The following is a 26,155-nucleotide window of genomic DNA, read 5'->3' on the forward strand; positions in this document are numbered from 1 at the left end:
GCTGGGTGGTCATCCCGTCGCCTGATTGAGGCCTATCACTTTGAGCCGGGCCCGCAATCTCGCGCTGTCACCCGCACGTAGCGCTCTGTGTTGCGGGCCCGGCTCAAAGTGATTTGACGGCCTCAGGCGACGGGATGACCACCCAGCTCCTTTACTGGGACAAGCGTCCGCGCGCCGGGACCGCCGTCAACAACGTGAACAGCACCGCTGCCAGCTGCACCAACAGGAGCAAGTTGCGCTCGGTGCCCGGGTACTCCACCGTCACCTCCGATGACGCCGGGGGCACCGATACCGCCACCTGGTGGCCCCAGGCCGGCACGATCGGGACCGGTTTGCCCGCCACCGTGGCTTTCCAGCCCGCTTCCTGCTCCGCTGCCAGCACCAGCAAGCGCCCCGTCGGGCCGTCGGACACCCGGACCCGGACGTCCGGGAGGTCCGCGCGGACCGGGGCCACGCCCGGGGCGTTGCCTGGTGCGGCGCCGCCCGTGACCGCTGCCTTGGCTTGCTCCGGGGAGATCAAGATCACCTGGCCCGCCGGGGGGAGCAGGCGCAGCACTCCGCGGCCGTCCGAAGTCGGGGCAGCCACCGAAAGGAGGTCCTTTGCCAGGGGCAGGTACGCCTGCGGGTCCACGCCGGGTGGGAGCACCACGTACTCCACGCCCGCCGCCGCCGCTGCGGCCACCGTGTGCTGGACCGCTGCCGTGTTGCCCTGGCCCAGGTCGTGGCGCCACGCCGCCAGGCGGGCCGGGGTGGCCGGGGGCGGGGCCAGCTCGTCGTCGCCGTAGTGCGGGAGGCGGCCGCCGATCTGGCGGGTGGCGTCCGGGGCCACGTCGAGCACCGACCGGCCGGACACCGCCAGCTCGGCCGCGACCTCCGGGGCCAGCGACGGCCGGTCGCCCGCCCGCAGCTGCCCCTGCGAGCCGACGATCACCGCGCCGGCCGCCAAGGCCAGGAACACCGCCACCCCGGCGACCGCGAACACCCGCGGCAGCCAGGTCGCCGGGACGCCGGCCGAGCCGTCGCGCTGCCACGAGCCGAGCACCACCCACAGCAGGCCCGCGCCGACGATCAGCAGCGGCACCCCCGCGTAGCCGTGCGCCGGGGCGCCGCCCTGCAGCGGTACCGCGGTGACCACCCGCACCAGCACCAGGCCGCCGCCGCCCAGCGCCGCCAGCGCGAGGCCGCCCGCCGCGAGCTTCGTCGGCCGGACGACCACGGCCACCAGCGCCGCGGCGATCACCGCGACGCCGATGGGCCAGGCACCCGGGCCGCCCGGGTCAAGGCCGGCGAGGTCGGTGCCGGACACCGCCGGCGCCGCCCCGCCGAGGCCCTGCACGAGCAGTTCCGGGTGCCGGAGCAGCACGGTCGGCCACGGCAGCAGCAACGCCAGCGGCAGCAGCACCACAATGCCGACCGACGCGATCCGGCGCGCCAGCCCGGTCGGCGCCGGCAGCACCACGAACCCGATCAGCAGCCCGGCGAGCGCGAGACCGTGCGCGAGCGGCGAGAACGCGCCGAGCAGCGCCATCCCTATCGCTGATAGAGCGGACACGTGCAGCCAGCGCGTGTCCGCGCGGACCAGCAGCCCGGCGATGCCCGCGGCCACCAGCGGCAGCACCAGGTGCACCACGACGACGTCGAGGCGGCCCTGCGCCACTCCGGCGGTCGCGGCCGGCAGGAGTGCGTATCCCGCGGCGACGACGGCACGCACCCAGCGTCGCACGCGCAGCTTCCGCGTTGCGGCGTACGCCCCTATCGCTGATAGAGGGATATCCCCGATCAGCAGGACGGCGACCAGTGCAGCCGGGCCACCGAGCGGGGCGAACACCGCGCCGAGCGTCCCTATCACCGGTAGGGACGCCGAGGCCGGTGCACCCGTGCCGCCCGCGATCGCGTGCCACGGCGACAGGTACGTCGACCACAGCTCCCCCAGCCCGGCGACGGGCAGCAGCTTGCCGCCGAAGACGTCGAGGCCGAGCCGGGCCCGGTTGACGACCAGGCCGAGCGCCGTCATCACGACGAGCAGCACCACCGGCGGCGCGAAGATCGTCGCCGCGAGCACGCGGCGGCGGTTCACCTCGACGAAGACGAGTTCCGGTTCCGGCTCCCCGGCTTCGGAGGTGTCCTCGGCCACCGGTGCCGGGGTTTCCGGCAGCGCGACGGCGACGAGCGTGCCCGGACGCCGCAGCCCGGACCCGCGTGCGCTGACGCCGCGCAGCGCGCCCGCGGGCAGCGCGTCGGGGCCGACCGGGCGGCTCTCGCGGGCGTCGAGCGCTTCCGGCGTCACCCACGCCGATTCGGTTTCGACGGTCTCGGGCACCCGCCCGAGCGCGACTTCGTTCTCGACGCCACGGCGCACCAGGCCGACGACGCCGGCGCGGACGGCGTTGCGCAGCCGGGTCCAGCGGCCGGTGAAGAGCCCGCGAACCGTGCCGGGCCGCGGATTCCGCCGTCGGTGGTCGCGGGCGGCGCGCAATCCGCCGCGTCCACTGAGGAGGTACGCGGCGGCGGCGAACTCGGCGCGCGCTTCGCCGGTGCGGCGCAGCAGCGCGAAGGCGAGCGCGCGCAGCACCGAAAGGAGCGGGAGCCGGATCATGCCGAGCCAGAAGGAAAACGGCGAGCAGTTCACCAGGAACACGCGCAGCCCGTGGGCGCGGTTCGCGGCGGGCAGCGGGCCGGGGAGCGCGTCCGCCGTCCGCCGCCCGGTGGTGACGGCGCGGGCGTGCCGCACCCGCGCGAGCGGCACGGACAGGACCACGCCGCCGGCGGCGTTCGCGCGCCAGCCGAAGTCGAGATCCTCGCGCAGCAGCGGGAAATCCGGGTCGAAGCCGCCGAGGGTGTCCCAGGCGTCGCGGCGGACGAGCGAGCCCGCGCTGGGCACCGCGAGCACCTCCACCGGGTCCTCGCCGGTCGCGGCGACCTGCTGGCGGTGGCCGGAGGCGTCGGTGGACAGGCCGGCTTCGACGATCAGCCGCGGGTCGGTCCAATCGAGACCGAGCGAGCCGAGCACGGTGGCCGACGGTTCCTTCGTCGCCGTCTGGAGCAGCTGTTCGAGGCAGTCGGGTTCGGGCGCGCAGTCGTCGTGCAGCAGCCAGAGCCAGGAACCGGGATCGCCCCAGCGTTCGGTGGCGTGCGCGACGGCTTCGGCGACGGCGGCCGCGAAGCCGGTTTCACGCGGCAGTGTGATGACGCCGGAGAGCACGGGAGAAGAATCCGGCCCGGGATCCTCGGCCGCTTCGGCCAGCAGCCGCGGGGTGGCGTCGGTGGAGCCGGTGTCCACGGCGAGCACGTGCCGGGGCCGGACGGTGCTGCGGCGCAGGGCGGAAAGCGCCAGCGGCAGCCAGTTTTCGCCGTCGTGACAGACCACAATGGCCAGAACGGGCGCGGTGCGCGGGACGGGCGGCACGGCGGTGCGGGGCAACGAACGCTCCAGATCAGGCGGGGAGTCGGTGCGGCCACCCTACGGCCCCGGTCCGTCACCCGATGGTGAACCCACGCCGGGCTCCCCGAAGAGAAATCACCGGCGACGCAACGCATCACCGGTGATTCCCGCGGTTCCACTGGGTGGACGCAACGCCGGGAGCGCGAGGCGGTTCGCGAACACACCCTCCCTCGCGCGCTCCCTACACGGCGCGTTTCTTCAGCTTGCGGCGCTCCCGCTCGGACAGACCGCCCCAGATGCCGAAGCGCTCGTCGTGGGCCAGTGCGTACTCAAGGCACTCGTCCTTGACCTCGCAGCCCAGGCAGATCCGCTTGGCTTCCCTGGTGGAGCCGCCCTTCTCGGGGAAGAACGCCTCCGGGTCCGTCTGCGCGCACAGGGCGCGTTCCTGCCAATCCTGCTCTTCTTCGGTGGCATCGATGAGCTCGGTGAGATCTCCCAGAGCCTGCTCCGGGATCTCGCCCCAACTCATGACGTGCCCCCATTCCTTCCCATCGGCTTCCAACCGCACGTCCGCCTCCTCGCTCCCTAGCACTCCCCAGGCTGGCGGTGGTGAAACGACACTCGCCGTCCCCTCTCGGCGGCGAATGACATCACTGTGATTACACCCGTGTAGTGCGGTCAGGTCAAGCGGAGTAGCGAGTTCGGGGGACGTTCCGGCCCGATCGCGCAAGGGGACACGCCGGTAACTTCACACCGGGCATACGGAAGACTGGAGCACGTGCAGAAGTCAGCAGTGCGCCCCAGCCCGGTCTTCCTCGGCATCCTCGCGCTCACCGTCGCCGGTGGCGTGATGGCCGCGTTCGGAGACGTCGACACCGTTTTCGCCCGCGACCGCGACCCGCTGCTCATCGCCGGTGTGGTGATCTTCGTCGCCGCCGGCTGGGTGGCGTCGCTGACGCTGCACGAGTTCGGGCACGCGATGGTCGCCTACCGCGGCGGTGACTACAGCGTCGCCCACAAGGGTTACCTGACGCTGGACGTGCGGAAGTACACCGATCCCGTCCTGTCGATCATCCTGCCGCTGGTCTTCCTGATCATCGGCGGCATCCCGCTGCCCGGCGGCGCGGTCTGGATCAACCGCGGGGCGCTGCGCTCGCGCGGGACGTCGTCGTGGGTGTCGCTGGCCGGCCCGCTGAGCAACCTCGCGGTCGGGGCGGCGCTGGCCCTGGTGGTCGCGGTGGTGCCGATGGCGGGCGGCCTGGCCATCGCGATCTCCTACCTGACCCTCCTGCAGGTCCTGACGTTCCTGTTGAACATCCTCCCCATTCCCGGCCTCGACGGCTGGGGTGCGCTCGAGCCGTACCTGCCGCCCCGAGCTCGTGAACTGGGCGCGCAGGTCCGCCCGTGGGCGCCGATCATCCTGTTCGCCGTCCTGTGGTTCTTCGACCCGGCGCGAGACGCCCTCTGGGCCGGCGCGGACTGGATCTTCGACGCGTTCGGCGGCTCCCGGCGGCTGGCCGTCTTCGGCAACTCGGTCTTCCAGTTCTGGCGCTGAGGTTTGAACCCGGCACCGCGCGGGAAGGATCAGCGCGGTGCCGTGGCGGGTGGCGCGTGCTCGGTCAGCCAGCCGTGCGCGCGCTTCCACACCACCCGCAGGCCCGACCGCTCCCCGAGGTAGTCGCCCGCCGCGCCGACGACCGGGAGCATGCCGAGCGCCCGGTGGAAGAGGTTGCCACGCGGGCGCTTCTCCAGTTCGCCCGTGATGCCGAGGAGGCCGCGGCCGAGCCGCCAGAGCGTGCGGCCCGCCGCCTTGACCGTCGCCTTGCCGTGCTTCTTCTCCGACTCCCGCAGTTCTTCGGTCAGCTTCGCCGCTTCGTTCGCCTCCGCGGCTTCGTCGTGCTCCGCGTGCCTGCCCGCCGCGAGGTCCGCGTCGATCTCGCGCTCGAACAGCACCCAAGCGATGAGGCGCACGCGCGTGCCCACGTCCGTGACGCCGTACTCGCCCGCGATCGCGCAGAGCAGCAGCCCCTGCGACGCCGCACCCAGCGCGTCCTGCACCGGGAGCCGATCCGCCAGGGCACCGCCCAGCCCGGGGATCGACGTCAGCAGCGCCGTGAAGCGGCCGACGCGGTTCATCCACCAGCTCGACCGGTCGTAGCCCGTCATCCGCGCCCACGCCGCCGTGCCGGGGACCTTCACCGACGTGACGCCGTGGATCAGCTTCGCCTTGAGCCCGGACTCGACCCCGGCGAGGTCGTCGGCCGCCCGCGCCTGCAGCCCGAACGGATCGGATTCGCGCAGCGCGTCGAGCATCGGCCCGCAGGCCCGCACGAACGGCCGCAGCACCGCCACGACCTGCCGGTCGGAGATCGCCTCAGCCACGTCCCGGTCTCCTTCCTGCCCGGCCCGGCCCGCCGCCGAGCACCATCGCGCCCGGCAGCGCACTCGCCCCGAGCAGCAGCAACGCCCGCCAGTCCTGGATCAGCACCAGGTCCCCGCCCGGGCCCAGCAGGCCGAACCCGAACACGACGAGCACCCACACCGCGAGGGGTACCCAGGAAAGGCCGGGCCGCACCAGCTTCGCCGTGGCCCACACCAGCCACGGCGTGGTGACGGCGCCCACGAGGACGGTCACCGGCACCGGGACCACGCCGATCCGCAGCGGCAGGAAGAACAGCTCCAGCAGGGCGAGCAGCACCGTGTCGAGGGCGAGCAGCGCGAGCAGCAGGCCCTGCCCGGGCGTCAGCCGCTCGTCCACGGTCACAGCCCGCCGAACAGGTCGTGCCCGGCGCCCTCGGCCGGGCCGTGGGCGAGCACGAAGCAGTCCCGCGCGAGGATCGGCTGGGCGAGCTCGTTCGTCAGCGCGAAGTAGGGGACGTCGCCGTCGACCACGGCCAGCTGCGTCGCGTGCGCGCGCAGCGCCGCCAGTTTCGCCGGCACGTACTCGGCGACGTCGAGCACCGTGGTGATCTCTTCGTCGGGCGTCGTGGGCAGTGCGTCGTCGGCCGGCACGTCGAACACCGGGTCGCCGGCCCGCAACGCGGCCAGCCCGGCACGCACCGCGGTCCGCGGCGCGACCGTGTGGAAGACCCGCTGCACCGAGGGTGCCTTGGGCGCCGCGGCCATCGTGATGTCGTGGACCCGGATGTGGTCGGGGTGGCCGTAGCCCCCGAAGGCGTCGTAGGTGACGACGACCTGAGGTTGCACCTCGGCCAGGATCTCCGCCAGCTGCGCCGCCTGCTCGTCGGCGGAACCGCCGGTGAACGCCCGCGGGTGCGCCGCCGACGGCGTGCCCGCCATGCCCGAATCACGCCACCGGCCGAGCCCGCCCAGATAACGGTGCCGGGACACCCCCAGCGCGGCGCACGCCGCCCTCAGTTCGGTGACGCGGTAGCCGCCCAGCTGGTCGGCGGTGTGGGCGCGCAGCCCCTCCAGCTCCCCGAGGCCGGCCATGACCTCGCCCTCTTCACCCAGCGTGCAGGTCACCACGGTCACGTCGGCGCCTTCGGCGGCGTATCGTGCGATCGAGGCGCCGGTGGTGATGCTTTCGTCGTCGGGATGGGCGTGGACGAACAGCAGCCTGCGCGATACCGGGGAGATCACGGGTTGAGCGTAATTCCCGTGCTCCGACCTTCGTCGGGGACACCCTCGGTTATCCTCGCGCGAGTCGCGACCGCCGCGTCGTGACGGTCTGTACCCCCACGAAGGGCATCTGGTGAGCACTGAAGCAACTTCGGCGGACGTCGCCGGCGTGTCAGGATCGGTCCTGTCCATCTCCGACCTCAGCGTGTCGTTCCAGACCGAGGACGGCGTCGTGGACGCCGTCAAGGGCATCGGGTTCGACGTGCAGCCCGGCGAGATCGTCGCCGTGGTCGGGGAGTCCGGGTCCGGCAAGTCCGTCACGTCGATGTCGGTGCTGGGCCTGCTGCCCAAGACCAGCCGGATCGCCGGCGAGCTGCGCCTCGGCGAGCGCAACCTGGCGGATCTCAAAGAGAAGGACATGCAGAAGATCCGCGGCAACCAGGTCGCGATGATCTTCCAGGAGCCGATGACGGCGCTGAACCCGGTCTACACGGTCGGCTGGCAGCTGCGCGAGGCCCTGCGGTCCCACCTCGACCTCGCCAAGGACGCCGCCGACAAGCGGGCGGTCGAGCTGCTCGACATGGTCGGCATCCCGAACCCCGAGCTGCGGTTCAAGCAGTATCCGCACCAGCTCTCGGGCGGCCTGCGCCAGCGCGTCGTCATCGCCATGGCGATCGCCTGCGACCCGAAGGTCATCATCGCCGACGAGCCGACCACGGCGCTCGACGTCACGGTCCAGGCGGAGATCCTGGGCCTGCTGCGCAAGCTGCGGGACACCCTCGACACGGCGATCGTGCTGATCACCCACGACATGGGCGTCGTCGCCGACATGGCCGACCGCGTGATCGTGATGTACCAGGGCGAGATCGTCGAAGAGGCGCCGGTGCGCGAGCTGTTCGCGTCGCCGAAGGAGGACTACACCCGGCGGCTGCTCGCCGCGGTGCCGGTGCTCGGCCAGCGCCCCGAGGGCCGTCGCCTGCTCGACGACGCGGGCATCGACGCCGACAGCACCGAGGCGGCCAAGATCGCCGAGGAGATCCGGCTGGCCGACGAAGAGCTCGAGGCCGTGATCGAAGAGGCCGCGCCGGCCCTGGAGATCAAGAACCTCGTGCTCGAGTACCCGGGCCGCCGTGGCCAGGCCAAGAACCGCGCGGTCGACGACGTCTCGCTGACCATCGCCAAGGGCGAGATCGTCGGCCTGGTGGGCGAGTCGGGCTCCGGCAAGTCGACGGTCGGCCGCTGCGCGGTCGGCCTGCTGCGCGCGACCGAGGGCACGATCGCGATCGCGGGCAAGGACATCACGAAGATGTCGGCGAAGGAGCTTCGCCCGCTTCGCCGGTTCTTCTCGATCGTGTTCCAGGACCCGGCGTCGACGCTGGACCCGAAGATGACGATCGGCGAGTCGATCGCCGAGCCGATGGTGCTGCACAAGGTGCTGTCCGGCAAGGCGCTGTCGGCGCGCGTGCGGTCGCTGCTCGACAAGGTCGAGCTGGGCGGCCACTACATGAACCGCTACCCGCACGAGCTCTCGGGCGGCCAGCGCCAGCGCGTGGCGATCGCCCGGGCGCTGTCGCTCGACCCGGCCCTGCTCATCGCGGACGAGCCGACGTCGGCGCTGGACGTGTCGGTGCAGGCGCGCGTGCTGGACCTGTTCCTGGACCTGCAGCAGTCGCTGCAGTTCGCCTGCCTGTTCATCAGCCACGACCTGGCGGTGGTCGACCTGCTCGCCGACCGCGTCGCGGTGATGCAGCACGGCAAGCTGGTCGAGGTCGGCACCCGCGACCAGGTGCTGCACTCGCCGCAGCAGGAGTACACGAAGCGCCTGCTGTCGGCGGCCCCGGTCGCGGACCCGATCCTGCAGGCCGAGCGCCGCGCGGCCTGGGAGGCCGGCCGGCTGGCCCCGGTGGCCGACTGACGCTCTGAAGACGCGGAAGGCCGCCACCCGGCTCGGGTGGCGGCCTTCCGGCGTTTCACGAGTGGTACGGCCGGTCGAAGGCCGGGTCCTCCTCATCCGGCTGTTCCGGGGCGTACTGGCGCAGTTCGCCGTCGCGGAACATCCAGACCCGGAAGAACAGCTGCTCCTGGTCCATCAGGAAGAGCTGGACGGCGTTCGGGGCCTGCCACGGGAGCGTCCGCACCCGATCCAGCACGGCCGCCAGGTCGGCGTGGTTGAGCGCGCCGGCCCAGACCGCGCACTCCGGGTACTTCCACCCACCCCAGGGCGGCTCCTCGCCGTCGGTCATCCTGCGGAGGAAGCCGCAGCCGCGCGCGGCGGGGTTGTGGCGGAGCGGCGCTTCGGTGCGCAGCCACTCGCTCAGGGTTTCGGCGGCTTTCCAGTCCTCCATGGCGGTGGACAGCATCAGGTTCGTCACCCAGCTCACCGCGTGAGTGTGCCCGGTCGCCGCCGGGCCGGGCCACGGGTTTCAGCCGACGCGGATGCGGGGGTCCAGGATGCCGTACAGGAGGTCGGCGACCAGGTTCGCGATGACCACGCTGGCCGCGATCACCACCAGCCAGCCCATCAGGACCTGCGGGTCGTTCTTGTTGACCGCCTCCACCAGCAGCGTGCCCATGCCGTGCCAGTTGAACACCGTCTCCGTGATGATCGCGCCCGTCACCGTGGCGCCGAAGTTGACCGAGAACAGCGTCATCACCGGGATCAGCGCGTTGCGGAACGCGTGGCGCCAGATCACGCGGCTGTTCGAGACGCCCTTGGCGCGCGCTGTGCGCACGTAATCGGCGCCCAGGACCTCCAGCATCGACGCCCGCTGGAACCGGCTGTACGCGGCGAACGTGATCGCCATGATCGACAGCGTCGGCAGCAGGAACGCGCCGACGTACTTCGCGAGCGCGTCGCCCACGCCGGTGGCCGAGAGGCTCTCCGGGCTCGTCGTGCGCAGCCACGGGTCGCCGAGGACGTCGGACAGGCCCAGGTCGCGGACCCAGATGTTGGCGCGGATCGCGTAGCCCTTGAGGACGATCGCCACGCAGAAGATCGGCATCGAGAACATCAGGAACGCCACGGTCGTCGCCAGGTAGTCCCAGATCGAGTACTGCTTGACCGCGGCGAGGACACCCACCAGCACCCCGAAGACCAGGGCCAGCACGGACGCCGTCAGCACCAGCTCCAGCGTCACCCGGAACGCCGCCATCACCTTCGGCTGGACCGGGGCGAACGCGTTGCCCTGGGCGATCGAGATGCCCCAGTCGCCGGTCAGGAAGTGGCCCAGCCAGCTGAAGTAGCGGGCGACGACGCTCTGGTCGAGGCCGAGCTTGTGCTCGGTCTCGGCGATGGCCGCGGCGCTGATTCCCGGTTTGCTGCGGATTTCGCCGAGCGGGTCGCCGGTGTTGGCCACCATGACGAAGCACAGGAACGTGCCCACCAGCAGGACCGGGATGGAGATGGCCAGCCGGCGGAACACGTAGAGCACGAGATTCATCCGAAACCCCCAGGTCCGGCGATCCCCGCGCGAAAAACGGACGCGGGGGCGACCGGAACCGGTCACCCCCGCGTCGCGCGTTCAGGCCTTCATTCTCCGCTGGCGCGGGTCGAAGGCGTCGCGGAGACCGTCACCGATGAAGTTGATCGTCAGTGAAATCAGCACGAGCACGACGAACGGACCGAAGAACAGCGCCGGCCGCGTCTGCAGCTGGGCGTAGTTCTCCAGGATGACGCGGCCGAGCGAGGTGTCCGGCAGCTGGACACCGAGGCCGATGAACGACAGCGCGGCTTCCGCCAGCACGGCCTGCGCGACCGCGAGGGTCGCGTTGACCGTGATGCTGCCGACCATGTTCGGCACCAGGTGCTTGAAGATGATCCGGAACGTTCCGGCGCCCGAGGCGCGGGCCGCGTCGACGAACTCGCGCTGGGACAGGGACATCGCCTCGGCGCGGGTGATCCGGGCGATCTGCATCCAGCCGAACGCCGCCAGCACCAGCGCGACGATGTACCAGGAACCGCCGCCGAACACCTTGGCGAGGATGGCCGCCGCGGCGATCTGCGGGATGATCAGGAACAGGTCCGTCACCCGGGAGATCGCCGAGTCGGAGAACCCGCGCAGGTAACCGGCGACCGCGCCGAACACGACACCGATCACGGTGGCCAGGATCGACACCGTGAGCGCGATCAGCAGCGAGTACTGCGTACCGCGCAGCACCTGCGACACCATGTCCTTGCCGACCTGCGTGGTCCCGAGCGGGAACTCGCCGCTGGGCTTGGCGAACGACGGGAACGAGCTGTCCTGGTAGCTGTGCTTCCAGAAGATCGGCAGCAGGATGCTGACCAGCACGATCAGGAGCAGCACGGCCGACGACGCCATCGCCAGCTTGTGGTGCAGGAACTTCCGCAGGACCAGCTTGCCCTGGCTGCGCGGTTCCGGCAGCGCCTCCGGGGGCAGCGTGCCTTCGACGGCAGCGGTTTCGCTCGCGAGAAGAGAGTTCAAGTCAGCCAACGCGAATCCTCGGGTCCAGGATGCCGTACATCAGGTCGGCGATCAGGTTGGCGACGATGACACTGCTGGCGATCACCACGAGCCAACCCATCATCACCTGAGTGTCGTTCTTCGTGACGGCTTCCACCAGCAATGTGCCCATACCGTGCCAGTTGAACACCGTCTCGGTGATGATCGCGCCGGCGAGCACCGAACCGAAGTTGACCGAGAACAGCGTCGACACCGGGATCAGGGCGTTGCGGAACGCGTGCCGGAAGATGACCCGGCCGTTGCCGAGGCCCTTGGCGCGCGCGGTGCGCACGTAGTCCGAGCCCATCACCTCGAGCATCGAGGCGCGCTGGAACCGGCTGTACGCGGCGAAGCTGATCGCCATGATGGACAGCGTCGGCAGCAGGTACGCGCCGATCGTGCTGGTGATGAAGTCGCCGACGCCGTCGGTCTTCAGCTGCTCCGGGCTGGTCGTGCGCAGCCACGGGTTGCCCAGGACGTCGGACAGGCCGAGGTCGCGGACCCAGCCGTTGATCTCGATCGCGTAGCGCTTCAGCACGATCGCGACGCAGAAGATCGGCATCGAGAAGAGCAGGAAGGCGAGGGTGGTCGCGAGGTAGTCGATGATCGAGTACTGCTTCACCGCGGCCAGCACGCCGACGATGATGCCGATGATCAGCGCGAGGATCTCGGCGCCGACGACCAGCTTCAGGGTGACGCCGAAGGCGGCCATCACCTTGGGGGCCACCGGCGCGAGGGCGTTGCCCTGCGCGATGGAGATGCCCCAGTTCCCGCTCAGGAAGTCACCGAGCCACGTGAAGTAGCGGGGGACGATGCCCTGGTCGAGACCGAGCTTGGCGGCCGTGGCGGCCAGCGCTTCCTTGCTGATCGTCGGGTTCTGGCGCAGCTCGCCCAGCGGGTCGCCGGTGCCGGCGACCATGACGAAACACAGGAAAGTCCCGACCAGCAGGACGGGAATCGATATCGCCAGACGGCGAAGGATGTAGATCACCAGGTTCAACGAACTGCTCCTCATCCGGGCCTGGTCGTCAGAAGTGCGCTGGACCGCTACCCGGTTGTCTACCGTAGTGGCGGTAACCCTACGGTCAACAGCTACTTCCGGTGGGTACCGGGGCCCGGCTCGTGGCCGGACCCCGGTACCCCCCAGGTCATTGGGAACGAGGGGATGGAAGAGGCGGGGCGAGCCCTACTTCTTCTGCTCCCACTCGCCGGCGTTCCACAGGACACCGTCGTACGACTGCATGTAGACGCGGTCGATGCCCTTGAACGCCCACATGCTCGGCGTCTGGAACAGCGGCAGGGTCGCGTAGTCGTCGGCGATGGCCTTGTCGGCCTCCTGGTACTTCTGCAGCTTGACCTGCTCGTCGGTCGCCTTCACCGCAGCGTTGTAGGCGTCGTCGATCTTCGGGTCGCACAGCGACTGGTAGTTCTGCTCGCCGCCCTTGTCCGGGCAGATGTAGATCGAGCGGGACTCCGCCTTGAACGGCTGGGCCGACCAGCCGAACAGCGCGACGTCGTAGTCACCGGTCGAAACGCGGCCACCCTTGAGGAAGTTGGCGTCGGTCTCGTCCTTGACCTCGATGCCGGCCGCCTTGGCCTGCGAGATGATGATCTCGACGGTCTGGCTGCGGCGCGCGTTCTGGTTGTGCGTGATCTTGAACGAAGCGCGCGTGCCGCCCTTGGCGAAGATGCCGTCGGCGCCCTTGGTCCAGCCGGCGTCGGTCAGCGTCTTGGCCGCCGCGTCGGCGCCCAGGCCGGCCTTGCTGCTGTACAGGTCGGTGTAGCCCTCTTCACCCTGGAAGAAGACGACGCTGTTCAGCGGCTCCGCGTCCGCCTGGACCTCCTTGAGCAGCTTGTCCGTGATCTCCTTGCGGTTGATCGACTCGATGAAGGCCTTGCGAAGGTCCTTGTCGGCGAACATGCGCTTGAAGTTCAGGTCGAGGTGCTCGTAGGTCAGCTGCGGGGCCGAACCGTAGACCACACCCTGGGCCGCGAGGCCCTTCATCGTCTGGGCCGCGGTGGCGTCCGGCTGGGTCGACGCGGCCACGTCGATCTCACCGTTCTGCAGCGCGGTCGCCATGGCCTTGGTGTCTTCCATGGCCTTGACGACGATCTTCGACGGGCCACCCTTGCCGCCGGCCCACATGGGGTTCTTCTCGAGGGTGACGGCCTTCTGGTTGGCGTCGAACGCCGTGAGCTTGTACGGGCCGGAAGCGGGCATGATGTCCGCCTTGAAGCCCTTCCACTCGTTCGTCCAGAAGTCACCGGCGGCCTTGATCTGGGCCGGGTCGCCGGTCGGGGCCAGCTTGGTGATGTCCGCGATGCCGGTCTTGGCCTCGAGGATGTGCGCGGGCATGATCGCCGGCGCGTTGAACAGGCCCTTGTAGTCCAGGTAGGGCTCGCTGTAGTCGGTGACGAAGGTCAGCGCGTCCTTGCAGGTGGCCTGCTTGATCAGCGAGTACCCGGTGGTCGAAGCCGAGTTGAACGGGTTCTTGCCGTCCGGGCCCTTCGCGAAGCCGCTCTGCGACAGCCACGCGAGGTACATGTCCTTGCAGTCGTACGGCTGGCCGTCCGACCACTTGATGTTCGGCTTGATCTTGTAGGTGACCTGCTGCGGGTCCTTCTGCGTGATGTCCCACGACTCGAAGATGTCGTTGTTCAGCAGCACCTTGTTGTTGCCGTCGAGCTTCAACGTACCGGAGAGCACCGCGGCCAGGACGTAGTTGTTGTACGAGCTGTTGGTGTCCGGGGTCTGGTTGTTGTACCCCGAGTACCCGTCGTCGATACCGATCGTGACGGTACCGTCGTAAGGCTTCGTGTCCGCGAGCTTGAACAGGTCGCCGGTCTCGGCCTTGCCGACAGCCATCGCCTTGACGTCGGTCGACGATCCGTTCTGGTCGGTGTTGCCCGAGCCCGAATCACCGCCACTGCAGGCGCTCAGCAACAGCGAAGCGCCGGCGACGAGCGACAAAGCGGAGACTGCTTTGGATCTCCTCATGAAGTGTGCCCTCCTAGCACTGAGCCCTTGAATATCGGGACAAGGGCCCACACCGCTCCGGTTTGGATGGGCCGGAGCCTACGACACGCCAAGCGACACTCAACTGGCGCACTGCGGGAGCACGCTAGAAAGGAAAAGCACCGACAGTCACCAGTTCAGGGTCGATCGTGACCAAAGGGTGACTTCCAGTCGACATCCAGAAATACGGCGGTTACCTCATGGATTCACCACGTCCCACTCGAACGCGTTGGTGAAGATCACCCGGTAGTACTGAATGCGTAGCCAAGCGATTACTTCGGGCCGCGGGTCCAGTTCACCGCCGACCCGAACGGGCCCACCATCGGGGGACCGGGGGTGACGCCCGAGATGCCCGATCCGATCGCCAGGGTGTCAGCCAATTGGAACAACGGGATTACCACGTTCTGACGCCAAAGTTCAGGCTCAAGGGTGGTGAGCGCCTCGGCGATCGGGGTCGATCCGGACAGCGCCGCGTCGATCGACGGCTGCAGCGCCGGGTCGCAGAAACCGGCCGAATTGCCCGGGACGACCGGCTTGGTCTTGTCCGCACCCGCGGCGGTCTGCTCCGGGCGGCAGCCGAAGGTCGAGGCGAGCACCGACGCGGTGTCGCCGCCGACCGCCTGCGGGACGACGGCGATGTCGACCCCGACGTTGCCCGCCGAGTCGCCGGTCGGCTGCTGGACCCCGCTGACGACCGGCATCGCGAGCAGCCCGCTGAACAGGTCGCGCGGCTGCGGCGCGATCGTGCTGACCTCGATGCCCTGCGCGGTGAGCTCGGCGGCGAGCTCCTTGGCGATGGTCGCGTACGGCTCCTGGGGGCCGGGCGAGGCGATGACCAGCGAAAGGGCCTTGCCGTTCTTGCGCCAGGTGCCCGCGGTCTTGCTGTAGCCGGCCGCCTTCAGGGACTCCTCGGCCTTGGCGACGTCGGGCGCGGTCGGCGGACCGGGCGGGATGGTCGCCGCGTAGCCCTTCACCGACGGCGCCGTCACCTGGGCGTCGGCGTGCAGCGCCGACGACGGACCCCCGTTGACCCCCTCGGTGATCAGCTTGGCGCGGTCGACCAGCGCGGCGACCCCGGCGCGGACCTGGGTGTCCTGCAGGGTCGCGCTGACCGGGCGCAGCAGCACGCCGGCCACGAGCGGCCGGGCCACCGTGTGCAGCTTGACGGCCGGGCCGAGTTCGCCGAGCAGCTTGAGCTCGTCGCCGGTCGTCCTGGCCAGCGCGAACTGGTCGTTGCCGCTGCGCAGCGCGGCCAGCAGGGTGCTCTGGTCCGACCGGCGGAGCACGATCCGGTCGATCGCGGCGGGCTTCTCCCAGTAGCGCTCGTTGCGCTCGAGGATCACTTCGCCGCGGGCGGTGTCGAGGCTCTTGATCGAAAACGGGCCGGCGACGGCCGGGAAGTTCGACGCGAGCGCGCCGCGCCAGCCGTCGGGCGCGTCCTTGAGCAGGTGCGCGGGCAGCAGGTCGGAAAACAGCGTCTGCCAGCCCGGGTACGGCTTGGCGAAGGTGACCTCGACGCGCTTGCCGCCCTCGCGGGACTGCAGGTCGGTGATCTGCCGGTACCCGGCCGGCTCGATCACGCCGGGCTGGTCGCGCAGCTGGGTCCGCAGGTAGTCGAAGTCCTCGGCGGCGATGGGCGCGCCGTCGGACCAGGACGCGTCCGGCCGGATGTCGTAGGCCACCACGAACGGCTGCTGCGAGATCACCGCGGCGGACTTCATCAGGTTCTTGTCGAGCTGGGTGGTGCCGTCGTCCTTCTGCCGGAACACCGAGGGCAGCAGCAGCTGCGAGAGGGCCGAAGTCACCTGGGAGGAGTCCGCCAGGTTGTGCGGGTTGTACCCGCCCAGCACGTCGTCGACGCCGACGACGATCTGCGACGGCGTCTTGCCGGTGGTCGAGACCGGCGCGACCGAGGACGACACGACCGGGGGCGGCGGGGTGTTCGAGCAGGCGGTGAGCAGCACGGCCGCGAGTGCCAGTACCGGCACCGCCTTGCGATTCACCCGCACGCCCCGTTCCTCCCAGAATCCACCGATCGGGTCAGCCATGCTCCCACGACCGCCTTCGCCGCCGGAACCGAGATTCCCATACCCGGATCGGCCGGGTCCGCCACCCCGTGGTGCCGCTACGGGGAAGGACGCGCGGACCGCCGTCCGGGTTCCCGGACCGTTCCGGAACGGCGGAACGAACACGGGCCGGACACGGAAAAGGTTCACCTCGGTGGCCGGCGCCAGGCGATGAGGCCGTCGGAACCCCTATAAAGATATAAGGAGAAGAACGGCGGAATTCGTGACGATGGGTTCGGGTCCGGCCGACCCAGCGTAAGGGAACGGACACGGAAAAACCTCCCGGCGGCACGCGCCGGGAGGTTTTTCCGAAGCAGCGGATCAGCTGTTGTCGCGGCTCTTCGCGCGCGAACGCTCCTTCGCGCGGGTGTTCACGTCCAGAATCACCTTCCGGACCCGGACGACCTCGGGCGCGACCTCGACGCATTCGTCGACGGAACAGAACTCGAGCGCTTCTTCCAGGCCCATCTTGCGCGGCCGGGCGAGGGTCTCCATCACGTCGGCGGAGGACTGACGCATGTTCGTCAGCTTCTTCTCCTTGGTGATGTTGATGTCGAGGTCCTCGAAGCGCGGGTTCTCGCCCACGACCATGCCCTCGTACACCTCGGCGCCCGGCTCGACGAAGAAGGTGCCGCGGTCGGCGAGCTGGATCATCGCGTACGCGGTGACCGGGCCGGTGCGGTCGGCGACCAGGGAGCCGCTGTGCCGGGTGCGGATCTCGCCCGCCCACGGGAAGTAGCCCTCGAACACGTGGTTCGCGATGCCGGTGCCGCGGGTCTCGGTGAGGAAGTCGGTGCGGAAGCTGATCAGGCCGCGCGACGGGAGCACGTACTCGAGCTTGATCCGGCCGGTGCCGTTGCCGCTCATGTCCTCCATGCGGCCCTTGCGGGCGGCCAGGAGCTGGGTGATCGCGCCGAGGTGCTCCTCCGGCGAGTCGATGTAGAGGCGCTCGAACGGCTCGTGCAGCTTGCCGTCGATCGTGCGCAGGACCACCTGCGGCTTGCCGACGGTCAGCTCGAAGCCTTCACGGCGCATCTGCTCGACGAGGATGGCCAGCGCCAGCTCGCCACGGCCCTGGACCTCCCAGGTGTCGGGGCGCTCGGTCGGCAGCACGCGGATCGAGACGTTACCGATCAGCTCCTGGTCGAGGCGGGCCTTGACCAGCCGCGCGGTGACCTTGTCACCGCCGTTGCGCCCGGCCAGCGGCGAGGTGTTGACGCCGATGGTCATCGAGATCGCGGGCTCGTCGACGGTGATCCGCGGCAGCGCCACCGGGTTCTCGGAGTCGGCGAGGGTGTCGCCGATGGTGATGTCCGGGATGCCCGCGATGGCGACGAGCTCGCCCGCGCTGGCCTCGGTCGCCGGGACGCGGGTCAGCGCCTCGGTGACCAGCAGCTCGGAGATGCGGACGTTCTGCGTCGTGCCGTCCGCGCGCATCCAGGCCACGGTCTGGCCCTTGCGCAGCTTGCCGGCGTGGATGCGGATCAGCGCGATGCGGCCGAGGAAGTTGGACGCGTCGAGGTTGGTGACCAGCGCCTGCAGCGGCGCGTCGAGGTCGGCCGCGGGCGGCGGCACGTGCCGGAGCAGCGTGTCGAACAGCGGGTCGAGGTTCTCGCTCTCGGGGACCTCGCCGTCGGCGGGCTGCTCCAGGCTCGCCTTGCCGGCGCGCGCGGAGGCGTAGACGACCGGGAGGTCGAGGATCGCGTCGTGGTCGGCGTCCTCGATGTCGCTGGCCAGCTCGAGCAGCAGGTCGTGGGTCTCCTCGACGACCTCGGCGATCCGGGCGTCCGGCCGGTCGGTCTTGTTGACCAGCAGGATCACCGGGAGGCCGGCTTCGAGGGTCTTGCGCAGCACGAACCGGGTCTGCGGGAGCGGGCCCTCGGACGCGTCGACCAGCAGCACGACGCCGTCGACCATGGCCAGGCCGCGCTCGACCTCGCCGCCGAAGTCGGCGTGGCCGGGGGTGTCGATGACGTTGATCGTCACCTGGCCCTCGGGCGTCTGGCGGTGGATCGAGGTGTTCTTCGCGAGGATCGTGATGCCCTTTTCGCGCTCCAGCTCGCCCGAGTCCATCACGCGGTCGACGACCTCGGCGCGCTCGGCGAAGGCGCCGGACTGGCGGAGCATCGCGTCCACCAGCGTGGTCTTGCCGTGGTCGACGTGGGCGACGATCGCGACGTTGCGCAGGTCGGGCCGGGTCTTACCGGTCGGCCGGCCGGTTTCGACGGTAGCGCTGGCTGCGGGCACGCGAGAACTCCTGAACTTCAAGGGTTGGATGGCCGCGCACGCCGCTCAGGCATCCCGTGACCGGCTCTGGTCACACGCGGACCTCACCCAGGATACCTGCCGCCCTGGTGTGAGCGGCCCCACGCCCCCTGACGGTTAGGTTGACCTAACGTGGGAACCCGGTGAACGTCGCCGATCCGGAAGGTGCGTGCGCGTGGGCAAGAAGCCGAAGGACCCGCGGAAGGTCGTGCGCAAGCTCATGAAGGCCGGCAAGGTCAAGAAGAAGTGCTGCCGGTCCAAGCCGCGCTGCAAGAAGTGCCCGGTATTGGCTCTGCAGAAGGCGAAGGAGGACTTGGCCGCTTAGTGCGGCACAGCCTCGTTGAGCAGCCGCAGTTCGGGTGCGGTCTTCGTCGGCGAGAACTCGATGACCTCGTACTGCGCGAGGTGCTTCACGCAGAACGGGTCGGACGCGAGGATCGCGTCGAGCTTCCCCCGGGCCATCGGCCGCGTGATGATCACGCCGCCGGTGCGCGGGTTCCGCCGCCCGGACGCCAGGAAGTGGCCGTGCTCGTACTGCTTGTTCAGCCACTCGGCGTGGTCCGGGAGCGCGTAGTCGATTTCCTCGATCGGTGCCGTGTAGTTCAGCAGGACGACATACATGGTTAAGACGGTAGACCCGTGCGGCCGATCCCGCGTCCGGACGATACCGAGTGGTGACGGTGGTCGGCTATGCTCGGTGTATGCACGCGCAGACGTCCAGCTGGTGGCCGCCCCCGGCGGCCGTCCCAGTCCTGCGCTGATCACCAGCGGCCGCCCCGGACGGGCGGCCTTTTTCGTGCCTTCTCCGGGGTGGCCCCACCCCGGGAGGAACCCACCATGAGCAAGCTGTCCGGCATCACCCCCTCCGGTCACGTCCACCTCGGCAACTACCTCGGGGCCGTCCGCCGCTGGGCGCGCGAGGGCGGCGCGGACGACCTGTACTTCGTCGCCGACCTGCACGGCATGACGACGCCGCACAACCCGGCGAAACTCCGGTCACTGGCCCGGGAGCAGCTGGCGGTGCTGATCGCCGCCGGCATCGATCCCGAGCGGGTGTTCGTCCAGTCCGACCTGGCCCGCGAGCTGGGCGCGCTGACCTGGGTCCTGGAGTGCACCTGCAACTACGGCGAGGCCGCGCGGATGATCCAGTTCAAGGAGAAATCCAAAGGACAGGCCGGGGTCAGGTTGTCGCTGCTGACGTACCCGGCGCTGATGGCCGCGGACATCCTGCTGCAGGGCGCGGACGAGGTGCCGGTCGGCGAGGACCAGCGCCAGCACGTCGAGCTGACGCGCACGCTGGCCAAGCGCTTCAACGGCACGTACGGCGACGTGTTCACCGTCCCGCGCGCGGTGCTGCCGCCGGCCGGCGCGCGGGTGAAGGACCTCGCCGACCCGACGCGCAAGATGTCGAAGTCGGCGCGGGACGCGGTGGGCGTGGTGTTCGCCCTCGACGAGCCCGACCAGATCCGCCGCAAGATCCGCCGCGCGGTCACCGACGGCGGTTCGGTGCCGGTCCACGCGCCGGAGACGCGGCCGGGGATGGCGAACCTCCTGGAGATCCTGGCCGCCTGCCGGGGCGGGTCGCCGAGCGACCTGGCCGACGAGTTCACGTCGTACGGCGCGGTGAAGGACGCCGTCGCCGACGCCGTGGTCGAGGAGCTGCGGCCGCTGCGTGAACGAGCGTTGACGCTGCTCGGGGACGTCGCGGAGCTGGACCGCGTGCGGAAAGCGGGTGCGGAACGCGCCCGGGAGCGCGGCTCCCACCGGCTCGACGCGGCCCTGCGGATGATCGGCGCTAACTGAGCAGCGCACGGAAGGCGGGGAGCAGGATCCGGTCCGCGGGCAGCCAGTCGACGTCGTCGAGGTCGTCGGGCCCGAGCCACTGCACGGCTCGGTGCTCGACGGCCCGCGGCTCTTCCCCCGGCGAAACGAGCGTCGCGGCGTAGATGCGCAGGACCTTCCCGCCCGGCAGCGGGACGTCCTCGCCGACGCGGCCACCGACCTCGATGACGACGTCGAGTTCCTCACTGCACTCGCGGGCCAGCGCGAACGCTTCGGACTCCCCCTCTTCGACCCGGCCGCCGGGCAGTTCCCACTGCCCCGCGTGCTTCGGCGGCCAGGCCCGCTGCTGGGCCAGCAGCTTGCCGTCCCGCACCAGGGCGGCTCCCACGATCACAGCGTTCACAGTCCCGGAACTTACCCGGAAGCCCCACCTCCGGCCGCACACCGGCGCCGGCCTGCCCCCGGGCTCGTCAGGCGGCCGGGACCGCGCGCCAGACGACCACGAACCGCGCGCCGCCGTCCGGGGAGTCGGTCACCTGGACCCGGCCGCCGCGGCGGCGGACCGTTTCCGCCACCATCGCCAGGCCCAGCCCCGTGCCGCCGGACGAGCGGGCCCGGTCGTCCGCGATCCGGTAGAACCGGTCGAACACCTTCTCGCGGTGCTCCGGGGCGATCCCCGGGCCGTCGTCGTCGACCACCACCCGCACCGAAGACCGGGACGCCAGCACCGACACCACGATCTGTCCCCGCGCGTAGCGGCACGCGTTGCGCAGCAGGTTGTCCAGCACCAGCTCCACCTCCGCGTGCGCCGAAGACGCCCATGCCTGCGCGACCGCGGTGCTCACCCGCGTCTCGGGCGCGCCCGGAGGCAGCCGCGCGACCGCCGACCGCACCTCGCTGACCAGCTCGACCGGCGAAGCGGGCGGCACCTCCCCCGCGTCCGAGCGGGCCAGCGACAACAGCCCGTCCAGCAGCGACGAGAGCCGCTCGGCCTCGGTCAGGATGTCCGACAGCGTCTCCTGCGCCAGTTCCGGATCCGGGTTGGTCACCGCCACCTCGGCCTGCACCCGGATCGACGCGACCGGCGAGCGCAGCTCGTGCGCCGCGTCGCCCGTGAAGCGCCGGAGCCGTTCGCTCGCCTGCTCCTGCCGTTCCAGGAGCGCGTTGAACTCCTCGGCCAGGGCCCGCAGCTCGTCGTGGGAGTCCGGCAGCGCCAGCCGCGCCCCCGGCGGCAGCGACCGCACCGAGCCCCGCATGCGCGCGACCGGCCGCAGCGACAGCCGCACCACCAGCCACGTCGCGAAGCCCGCCACCAGCGCGCCGACCGAGGCGACGACCACCAGCCACACGCCGCCGTAGTGCACCGCCGCCGCGAACCCGACGAGGCCGGCGCCCGCCACGACCAGGCGCTGCGACCCGTCCGGCGCGCTCACGACCGTGCCCAGGTAGCGCGCGCCGTCGCGCTGGACCGGCTGGCCTGCCTTGAGCGTCGAGACGTCCGCCGGGGAAAGCCCGGCCGGGGTGCCGCCGTCGACCGGGGTGCCCGCGATGTCCAGCACCCGCAGCGTCACCGGGGCCGCACCGGACAGCGGCCGGCCGGCGCTCACCTCGGCGCCGGCCGGGCCGAGGGCGCCGGACAGCTCGCGGTCGACCGAGCCGATGAGCAGCGGCGAAAGGTTCGCCGCGGCCAGTGCCGCCAGCCCGAGCAGGCAGGCCAGGGTGATCGTCGCGGCCAGCACGGTGATCCGGGCCTGCAGGGACCGGCCCCGCCACCACGACGTCACGGGGTGATGACCTCGTCGAGCTGCGCGTCGGAGGCCAGGTAGCCGTGGCCGCGCACGGTCCGCAGCAACGCGCCCGCGCCGACCGCGTCCAGCTTGCGCCGCACGTACCCGACGTAGACCTCGACGAGGTTGCGCGTCACGGCCTGCTCCTCGCCCCAGACCGCGCGCAGCAGCTCGTCCTTGGTGACGACCGTGCCCGCGCGCCCGACCAGCACCTCGAGCAGCGCGAACTCCCGCGGGCTCAGCCCGACCTCCTCGTCGTTCCAGTGCACCTGCCGCAGCCCGCGGTCGACGGCCAGCGCGCCGAGCCGCAGCGTGCCGCGGCCCGCCTCCGGCCCCGCCCGGCGCAGCACCGCGCGGACCTGCGCGACCAGCACCACGAAGGAGAACGGCTTGACGAGGTAGCCGTCGGCGCCGAGGTCGAGGCCGTCGGCCTGGTCGACCTCGCCGTCCTTGGCCGAGACGAGCAGCACCGGCGTGGTGACGCCGTCCTTGCGCAGCCGCTCCAGCACGCGGTAGCCGGACAGGCCCGGCAGCATGATGTCGAGCAGCACGACGTCGAACGAACCGGTACTCGCCAGCTGCAGCCCGGTGGGGCCGTCCGCGGCGGTGACCACGTCCATCCCCTCCGCGCGCAGCCCGCGCTGCAGCGCCTTCCGCACGCCCGGTTCGTCGTCGACCACCAGCACCCGAGGTTTCACGAGACTCATCATGGCCGGTTTTCGCAGGTCGCGTCTCGGTTCTCAGCGCGATCTCAGCCTGGGAGGGAGAACCTTCAGGGGTATCTCAGCCTCGAGAGGGAAGCGTCGGTGCCAGGGAGCCGGGCACACTCGAGCCCGGGAACACCACAGGGAGAGACGCATGAAACCGAAGACGAAGGGCATCACCGCCGCGGTGCTCGGCACGGCGCTCGGCGCCGGCGGGCTCGCGTTCGTCGCGATGCCGGCCAGTGCCGACGACAAGCCGGCGCTGCCGCAGGTGAGCGCCGAGGACCTGGTGCAGTCGGTGGTCAAGGCGAAGCCGGGGGCGTTCGACGGCACGGTGAAGGTCAGCAACGACCTGGGCCTGCCCGCGGTGGGGAACGCGGTGCCCGGTGCGTCGGCGCTGAACATGGACTCGGCGCACATCTTCAGCGACGGCGCGGGCAAGAGCCGGCTCGCCGTCACGCAGGGGGCCAGCCAGCAGACCGTGGTCCACGACGGCACCACCGTCTGGGACTACAGCTCCAAGACCAACACCGCGACCAAGGTGACCATCCCGGCCGACGTCGCCAAGCAGAAGGGCGCGGGCAGCGACAAGACGCCCGACCCGCTGACCGCTTCGACGGAGCTGCTGGCGAAGGTCCGCGAGAGCAGCACGGTGTCCGTCGACGGCACGGCGACCGTCGCCGACCGGCCGGCCTACGAGCTGGTGCTGACGCCGAAGCCGACCGAGCGGACGCTGCTGCGCGAGATCCGCGTGGCGGTCGATTCACAGACGCGGATGCCGCTGCGGGTGTCGGTGCTGAGCAACGGCACGGCGACGCCGGCGCTGCAGGTCGCGTTCACCGAGATCGAGTTCACCCAGCAGCCGGCCGACCTGTTCACCTTCACCCCGCCGAAGGGCGCGAAGGTGCAGGAGAAGACGCCGACGATCGACCAGCAGCACAAGGACCTCGCCGAGCAGGCCAAGCAGGACGTCAAGATCGTCGGCGACGGCTGGGACACCGTCGTCACCGGCAAGGTCCCGGCGGACGCGCTGAACGCGACGCCGAAGCAGTCCGGCCGCGAAGGCCGTGACGGCCGCAACGCCGACCCGAAGGCGCTGCTCGAGCGGTTCGCCAAGAAGGTCAGCGGCACCTGGGGCAGCGGCTACCTCGTCACCACGAAGGTGGGCACCGCGGTGCTGACCGACGACGGCCGGTTCGCCGCCGGTGCGGTGCCGGAGCAGGTCCTGTACGAAGCGCTGGGCCAGAAGTGACCAGCACGGCTGTCCAGTCCGGGGCGGATGTCTCTTCGGAGGCGTCCGCCCCGGCGGTCCCGCTCGCCGCGCGCACCCGGGGCCTGCGCAAGGTGTACGGCAGCACAGTCGCGGTGGACCACGTCGACCTCGACATCCCGCAGGGGGCGGTGGTCGGGATGCTCGGGCCGAACGGCTCGGGCAAGACGACGACCATCCGGATGCTGCTCGGCCTGGTCCGGCCGACCGAGGGCGAGGTCGAGCTGCTCGGCCGCCCGATGCCGGACGCGGCCGCGCACGCGCTGCCGGACGTCGGCGCGCTGGTCGAGGGGCCGGGTTTCCACCCGTTCCTGTCCGGGCGCGACAACCTGCTGCGCTTCGCCGCGGCGGAACCGCGGCTGTCCTCGGCCGGGATTCCGTCCGCTGTGGACTCCGCGCTGGAGCGCGTCGGGCTGACCGGGGCCGCGCGACGGCGGTACAAGGGGTACTCGCTCGGCATGAAGCAGCGGCTCGGGCTCGCTTCGGCGTTGCTGGTGCCGCGGAAGATGGTCGTGCTCGACGAGCCGACCAACGGCCTCGACCCTGCGGGTACCAGGGAGATCCGCAGGATCGTCGCCGAGCTGCACGCCGAGGGCGTCACCGTGCTGGTGTCGTCGCACCTGCTGGCCGAGGTCGAAGCGACCTGCACGCACGTGGCCGTGCTGCAGAGCGGGAACGTCGTCGCGCAGGGCGAGCTGGCGGAGCTGCTGGAGTCCGGGAACGCGGCCCTGCTGGTCCGCACGCCGGACGCGGAACAGGCGATGGAAGTGCTGCGGGAGCACCGGATCGGGGCCCGGCTCACGCCGGACGGCGTCCGGGCCGACCTCACCGCGGCGGAAGCGCCGCGGGTGCTGCAGGTCCTGGTGGGCGCGGGGGTCGCGGTCCACGAGGCGACGCGGGCGCGCACCGGCCTGGAAGACCTGTTCGCGCGGCTGACCGAATCCACCGGGGAGGGATCGGAATGACGGCGGTTCTCGAAGCACCGGCGGCCCGCACGGGCCACGACACGGTGCCGCTGCCCCGGCTGCTGGCCGCGGAGCTGCGCTGGATCTTCCGGCGGCCGCGGACGCTGGCCGTCCTCGGCCTGCTCGCGCTGATCCCGGTGGTGATCGGGATCGGCCTGACGCTGGTCAACGACCCGACGGACAACGGCGGCGGCCCGGACAACGGCGGCGGGGCGCTGCTGGCGTCCGCGGTCAACAACGCGTTCGTGCTGCCCATCGCGGCGATCGTGATGTCGCTGGCGCTGCTGCTCCCGCTGGCCTCGGCCATGGCGGGTGCGGACGCGATCGCGGGCGAGACCGCGCACGGCACGCTGCGCGGCTGGCTGATCGCGCCGGTCGGCCGGGGCCGGCTGCTGGCGGTGAAGGCGTTCGGCGTCGCGACCGTGTCGGTGGCCGCGGTGCTGGCGATGTGCGTGACGGGCGTGGTGACCGGGCTGATCATCAACGGCACGGATTCGCTGTTCACGCTGTCGGGCACGACGTTGTCGCTGGGTGGCGCGCTGGCGCGGATCCTGCTGGTGGCGGGCTGGGTGGTGCTCCAGATGTGGGCGGTCGGCGCGGTGGCGCTGGCGCTGTCCAGCTGGACCGAGCACCCGATGCTGGTGGTGGCGTCCGTGCTGGCGGCGGACATCGTGTTCACCATCCTCGGGTTCCTGTCCTCACTGGACTGGCTGCACCCGTTCCTGCTGACGCAGAACTGGTCGGTGGCGCCGGCGGAGGTGCTGCAGGACCCGATGGGCACGCAGCTGCTCGGCGAAGGAGCCCTCCGGGCCGTCTGCTACATCGTGATCGGGCTTTCGCTGGCGTACGCCCGGCTGTCCACCCGGGACGGTTGAG

The 26,155-nt window shown here is 70.9% G+C and carries 23 protein-coding genes; 7 read left to right on the plus strand and 16 right to left on the minus strand.

Going from position 1 to position 26,155, the window contains the following annotated elements; genetic code table 11:
* Window positions 1-151: 151 nt before the first annotated feature.
* Both AB0J55_RS39810 and AB0J55_RS39815 read right to left on the minus strand, forming a co-directional pair.
* Window positions 152-3,421, minus strand: a complete 3,270-nt coding sequence (locus AB0J55_RS39810) for a glycosyltransferase family 2 protein (protein WP_364261198.1) — start codon at window positions 3,419-3,421, stop codon at window positions 152-154.
* A 202-nt stretch (window positions 3,422-3,623) separates the two neighbouring features.
* Window positions 3,624-3,911 (minus strand): WhiB family transcriptional regulator, encoded by a 288-nt coding sequence (locus AB0J55_RS39815; RefSeq protein WP_161790928.1) that lies wholly within the window; start codon window positions 3,909-3,911, stop codon window positions 3,624-3,626.
* Window positions 3,912-4,175: 264 nt separating this feature from the next.
* Here AB0J55_RS39815 and AB0J55_RS39820 point away from each other — a divergent pair, with 264 nt between their 5' ends.
* Window positions 4,176-4,937, plus strand: a complete 762-nt coding sequence (locus AB0J55_RS39820; RefSeq protein WP_364261663.1) for a site-2 protease family protein — start codon at window positions 4,176-4,178, stop codon at window positions 4,935-4,937.
* A 29-nt stretch (window positions 4,938-4,966) separates the two neighbouring features.
* On the opposite strand, the gene AB0J55_RS39825 is transcribed toward AB0J55_RS39820, so the two are convergent.
* The 3 genes from AB0J55_RS39825 to mshB are packed head-to-tail and all read right to left on the minus strand — an operon-like array spanning window position 4,967 to window position 6,985.
* Window positions 4,967-5,764: a hypothetical protein gene (locus AB0J55_RS39825; protein WP_364261201.1), complete on the minus strand. Its 798-nt coding sequence runs from the start codon at window positions 5,762-5,764 to the stop codon at window positions 4,967-4,969.
* On the minus strand, window positions 5,757-6,146 hold the full coding sequence (locus AB0J55_RS39830; protein WP_364261204.1) for a hypothetical protein: 390 nt from the start codon (window positions 6,144-6,146) through the stop codon (window positions 5,757-5,759). The genes AB0J55_RS39825 and AB0J55_RS39830 overlap by 8 nt, the downstream gene beginning before the upstream one ends.
* Window positions 6,143-6,985: an N-acetyl-1-D-myo-inositol-2-amino-2-deoxy-alpha-D-glucopyranoside deacetylase gene (gene mshB, locus AB0J55_RS39835; protein WP_364261207.1), complete on the minus strand. Its 843-nt coding sequence runs from the start codon at window positions 6,983-6,985 to the stop codon at window positions 6,143-6,145. Before mshB ends, AB0J55_RS39830 begins: the two co-directional genes overlap by 4 nt.
* A 112-nt stretch (window positions 6,986-7,097) precedes the next feature.
* On the opposite strand from mshB, the gene AB0J55_RS39840 reads away from it, so the two are divergent.
* On the plus strand, window positions 7,098-8,879 hold the full coding sequence (locus tag AB0J55_RS39840; RefSeq protein WP_364261210.1) for an ABC transporter ATP-binding protein: 1,782 nt from the start codon (window positions 7,098-7,100) through the stop codon (window positions 8,877-8,879).
* 55 nt (window positions 8,880-8,934) lie between these two features.
* Here AB0J55_RS39840 and AB0J55_RS39845 read toward each other — a convergent pair whose 3' ends face one another.
* From AB0J55_RS39845 to typA, 7 genes are all read right to left on the minus strand, one after another.
* The gene (locus AB0J55_RS39845) at window positions 8,935-9,345 is read right to left on the minus strand and encodes a hypothetical protein (protein WP_364261213.1); all 411 of its coding nucleotides are present in this window, start codon (window positions 9,343-9,345) and stop codon (window positions 8,935-8,937) included.
* Between the two features lie 42 nt (window positions 9,346-9,387).
* Entirely contained in the window at window positions 9,388-10,404 is a 1,017-nt protein-coding gene (locus AB0J55_RS39850; RefSeq protein WP_364261216.1) for an ABC transporter permease, read from the minus strand.
* Window positions 10,405-10,485: 81 nt separating this feature from the next.
* The gene (locus tag AB0J55_RS39855; RefSeq protein ID WP_364261219.1) at window positions 10,486-11,415 is read right to left on the minus strand and encodes an ABC transporter permease; all 930 of its coding nucleotides are present in this window, start codon (window positions 11,413-11,415) and stop codon (window positions 10,486-10,488) included.
* Window positions 11,408-12,424, minus strand: coding sequence for an ABC transporter permease (locus tag AB0J55_RS39860; RefSeq protein WP_364261222.1), 1,017 nt, complete (start codon window positions 12,422-12,424; stop codon window positions 11,408-11,410). The genes AB0J55_RS39855 and AB0J55_RS39860 overlap by 8 nt, the downstream gene beginning before the upstream one ends.
* Before the next feature lie 186 nt (window positions 12,425-12,610).
* Window positions 12,611-14,422, minus strand: coding sequence for an ABC transporter family substrate-binding protein (locus tag AB0J55_RS39865; RefSeq protein WP_364261225.1), 1,812 nt, complete (start codon window positions 14,420-14,422; stop codon window positions 12,611-12,613).
* A 290-nt stretch (window positions 14,423-14,712) separates the two neighbouring features.
* Window positions 14,713-16,449 (minus strand): ABC transporter family substrate-binding protein, encoded by a 1,737-nt coding sequence (locus AB0J55_RS39870; RefSeq protein ID WP_364261666.1) that lies wholly within the window; start codon window positions 16,447-16,449, stop codon window positions 14,713-14,715.
* A gap of 378 nt (window positions 16,450-16,827) precedes the next feature.
* Window positions 16,828-18,753, minus strand: coding sequence for a translational GTPase TypA (gene typA, locus AB0J55_RS39875; RefSeq protein WP_364261228.1), 1,926 nt, complete (start codon window positions 18,751-18,753; stop codon window positions 16,828-16,830).
* Window positions 18,754-18,946: 193 nt separating this feature from the next.
* Between typA and AB0J55_RS39880 the strand changes: the two genes are divergently transcribed.
* On the plus strand, window positions 18,947-19,096 hold the full coding sequence (locus AB0J55_RS39880; protein WP_364261231.1) for a hypothetical protein: 150 nt from the start codon (window positions 18,947-18,949) through the stop codon (window positions 19,094-19,096).
* Here the strand turns inward: AB0J55_RS39880 and AB0J55_RS39885 are convergent.
* Complete coding sequence (locus tag AB0J55_RS39885) at window positions 19,093-19,392, minus strand: YciI family protein (RefSeq protein ID WP_003090171.1); 300 nt, start codon at window positions 19,390-19,392, stop codon at window positions 19,093-19,095. The genes AB0J55_RS39880 and AB0J55_RS39885 overlap by 4 nt on opposite strands.
* A 216-nt stretch (window positions 19,393-19,608) precedes the next feature.
* Here AB0J55_RS39885 and trpS point away from each other — a divergent pair, with 216 nt between their 5' ends.
* Window positions 19,609-20,574: a tryptophan--tRNA ligase gene (gene trpS / locus AB0J55_RS39890; protein WP_364261234.1), complete on the plus strand. Its 966-nt coding sequence runs from the start codon at window positions 19,609-19,611 to the stop codon at window positions 20,572-20,574.
* Here the strand turns inward: trpS and AB0J55_RS39895 are convergent.
* The 3 genes from AB0J55_RS39895 to AB0J55_RS39905 all read right to left on the minus strand — a co-directional run bounded on the left by AB0J55_RS39895 (window position 20,567) and on the right by AB0J55_RS39905 (window position 23,050).
* A complete protein-coding gene (locus tag AB0J55_RS39895) occupies window positions 20,567-20,956 on the minus strand; it encodes an NUDIX domain-containing protein (RefSeq protein ID WP_033261316.1) in 390 nt (129 codons plus the stop codon). The genes trpS and AB0J55_RS39895 overlap by 8 nt on opposite strands.
* Window positions 20,957-21,023: 67 nt before the next feature.
* Complete coding sequence (locus tag AB0J55_RS39900; RefSeq protein ID WP_364261237.1) at window positions 21,024-22,337, minus strand: HAMP domain-containing sensor histidine kinase; 1,314 nt, start codon at window positions 22,335-22,337, stop codon at window positions 21,024-21,026.
* On the minus strand, window positions 22,334-23,050 hold the full coding sequence (locus AB0J55_RS39905; RefSeq protein ID WP_364261240.1) for a response regulator transcription factor: 717 nt from the start codon (window positions 23,048-23,050) through the stop codon (window positions 22,334-22,336). Before AB0J55_RS39905 ends, AB0J55_RS39900 begins: the two co-directional genes overlap by 4 nt.
* A 148-nt stretch (window positions 23,051-23,198) precedes the next feature.
* On the opposite strand from AB0J55_RS39905, the gene AB0J55_RS39910 reads away from it, so the two are divergent.
* From AB0J55_RS39910 to AB0J55_RS39920, 3 genes are read left to right on the plus strand one after another with little or no spacing between them, the layout of a single operon-like run.
* A complete protein-coding gene (locus AB0J55_RS39910) occupies window positions 23,199-24,296 on the plus strand; it encodes a sigma-E factor regulatory protein RseB domain-containing protein (protein WP_364261243.1) in 1,098 nt (365 codons plus the stop codon).
* Window positions 24,293-25,279 carry an ABC transporter ATP-binding protein gene (locus AB0J55_RS39915; RefSeq protein WP_364261246.1) on the plus strand — a complete coding sequence of 329 codons (987 nt, stop codon included), beginning with the start codon at window positions 24,293-24,295 and terminating at the stop codon, window positions 25,277-25,279. The genes AB0J55_RS39910 and AB0J55_RS39915 overlap by 4 nt, the downstream gene beginning before the upstream one ends.
* The gene (locus tag AB0J55_RS39920; protein WP_364261249.1) at window positions 25,276-26,154 is read left to right on the plus strand and encodes an ABC transporter permease subunit; all 879 of its coding nucleotides are present in this window, start codon (window positions 25,276-25,278) and stop codon (window positions 26,152-26,154) included. Before AB0J55_RS39915 ends, AB0J55_RS39920 begins: the two co-directional genes overlap by 4 nt.
* The last annotated feature ends 1 nt before the right edge of the window (window position 26,155 follow it).

The organism is Amycolatopsis sp. NPDC049688, from assembly GCF_040674975.1.
Lineage (GTDB): Bacteria > Actinomycetota > Actinomycetes > Mycobacteriales > Pseudonocardiaceae > Amycolatopsis.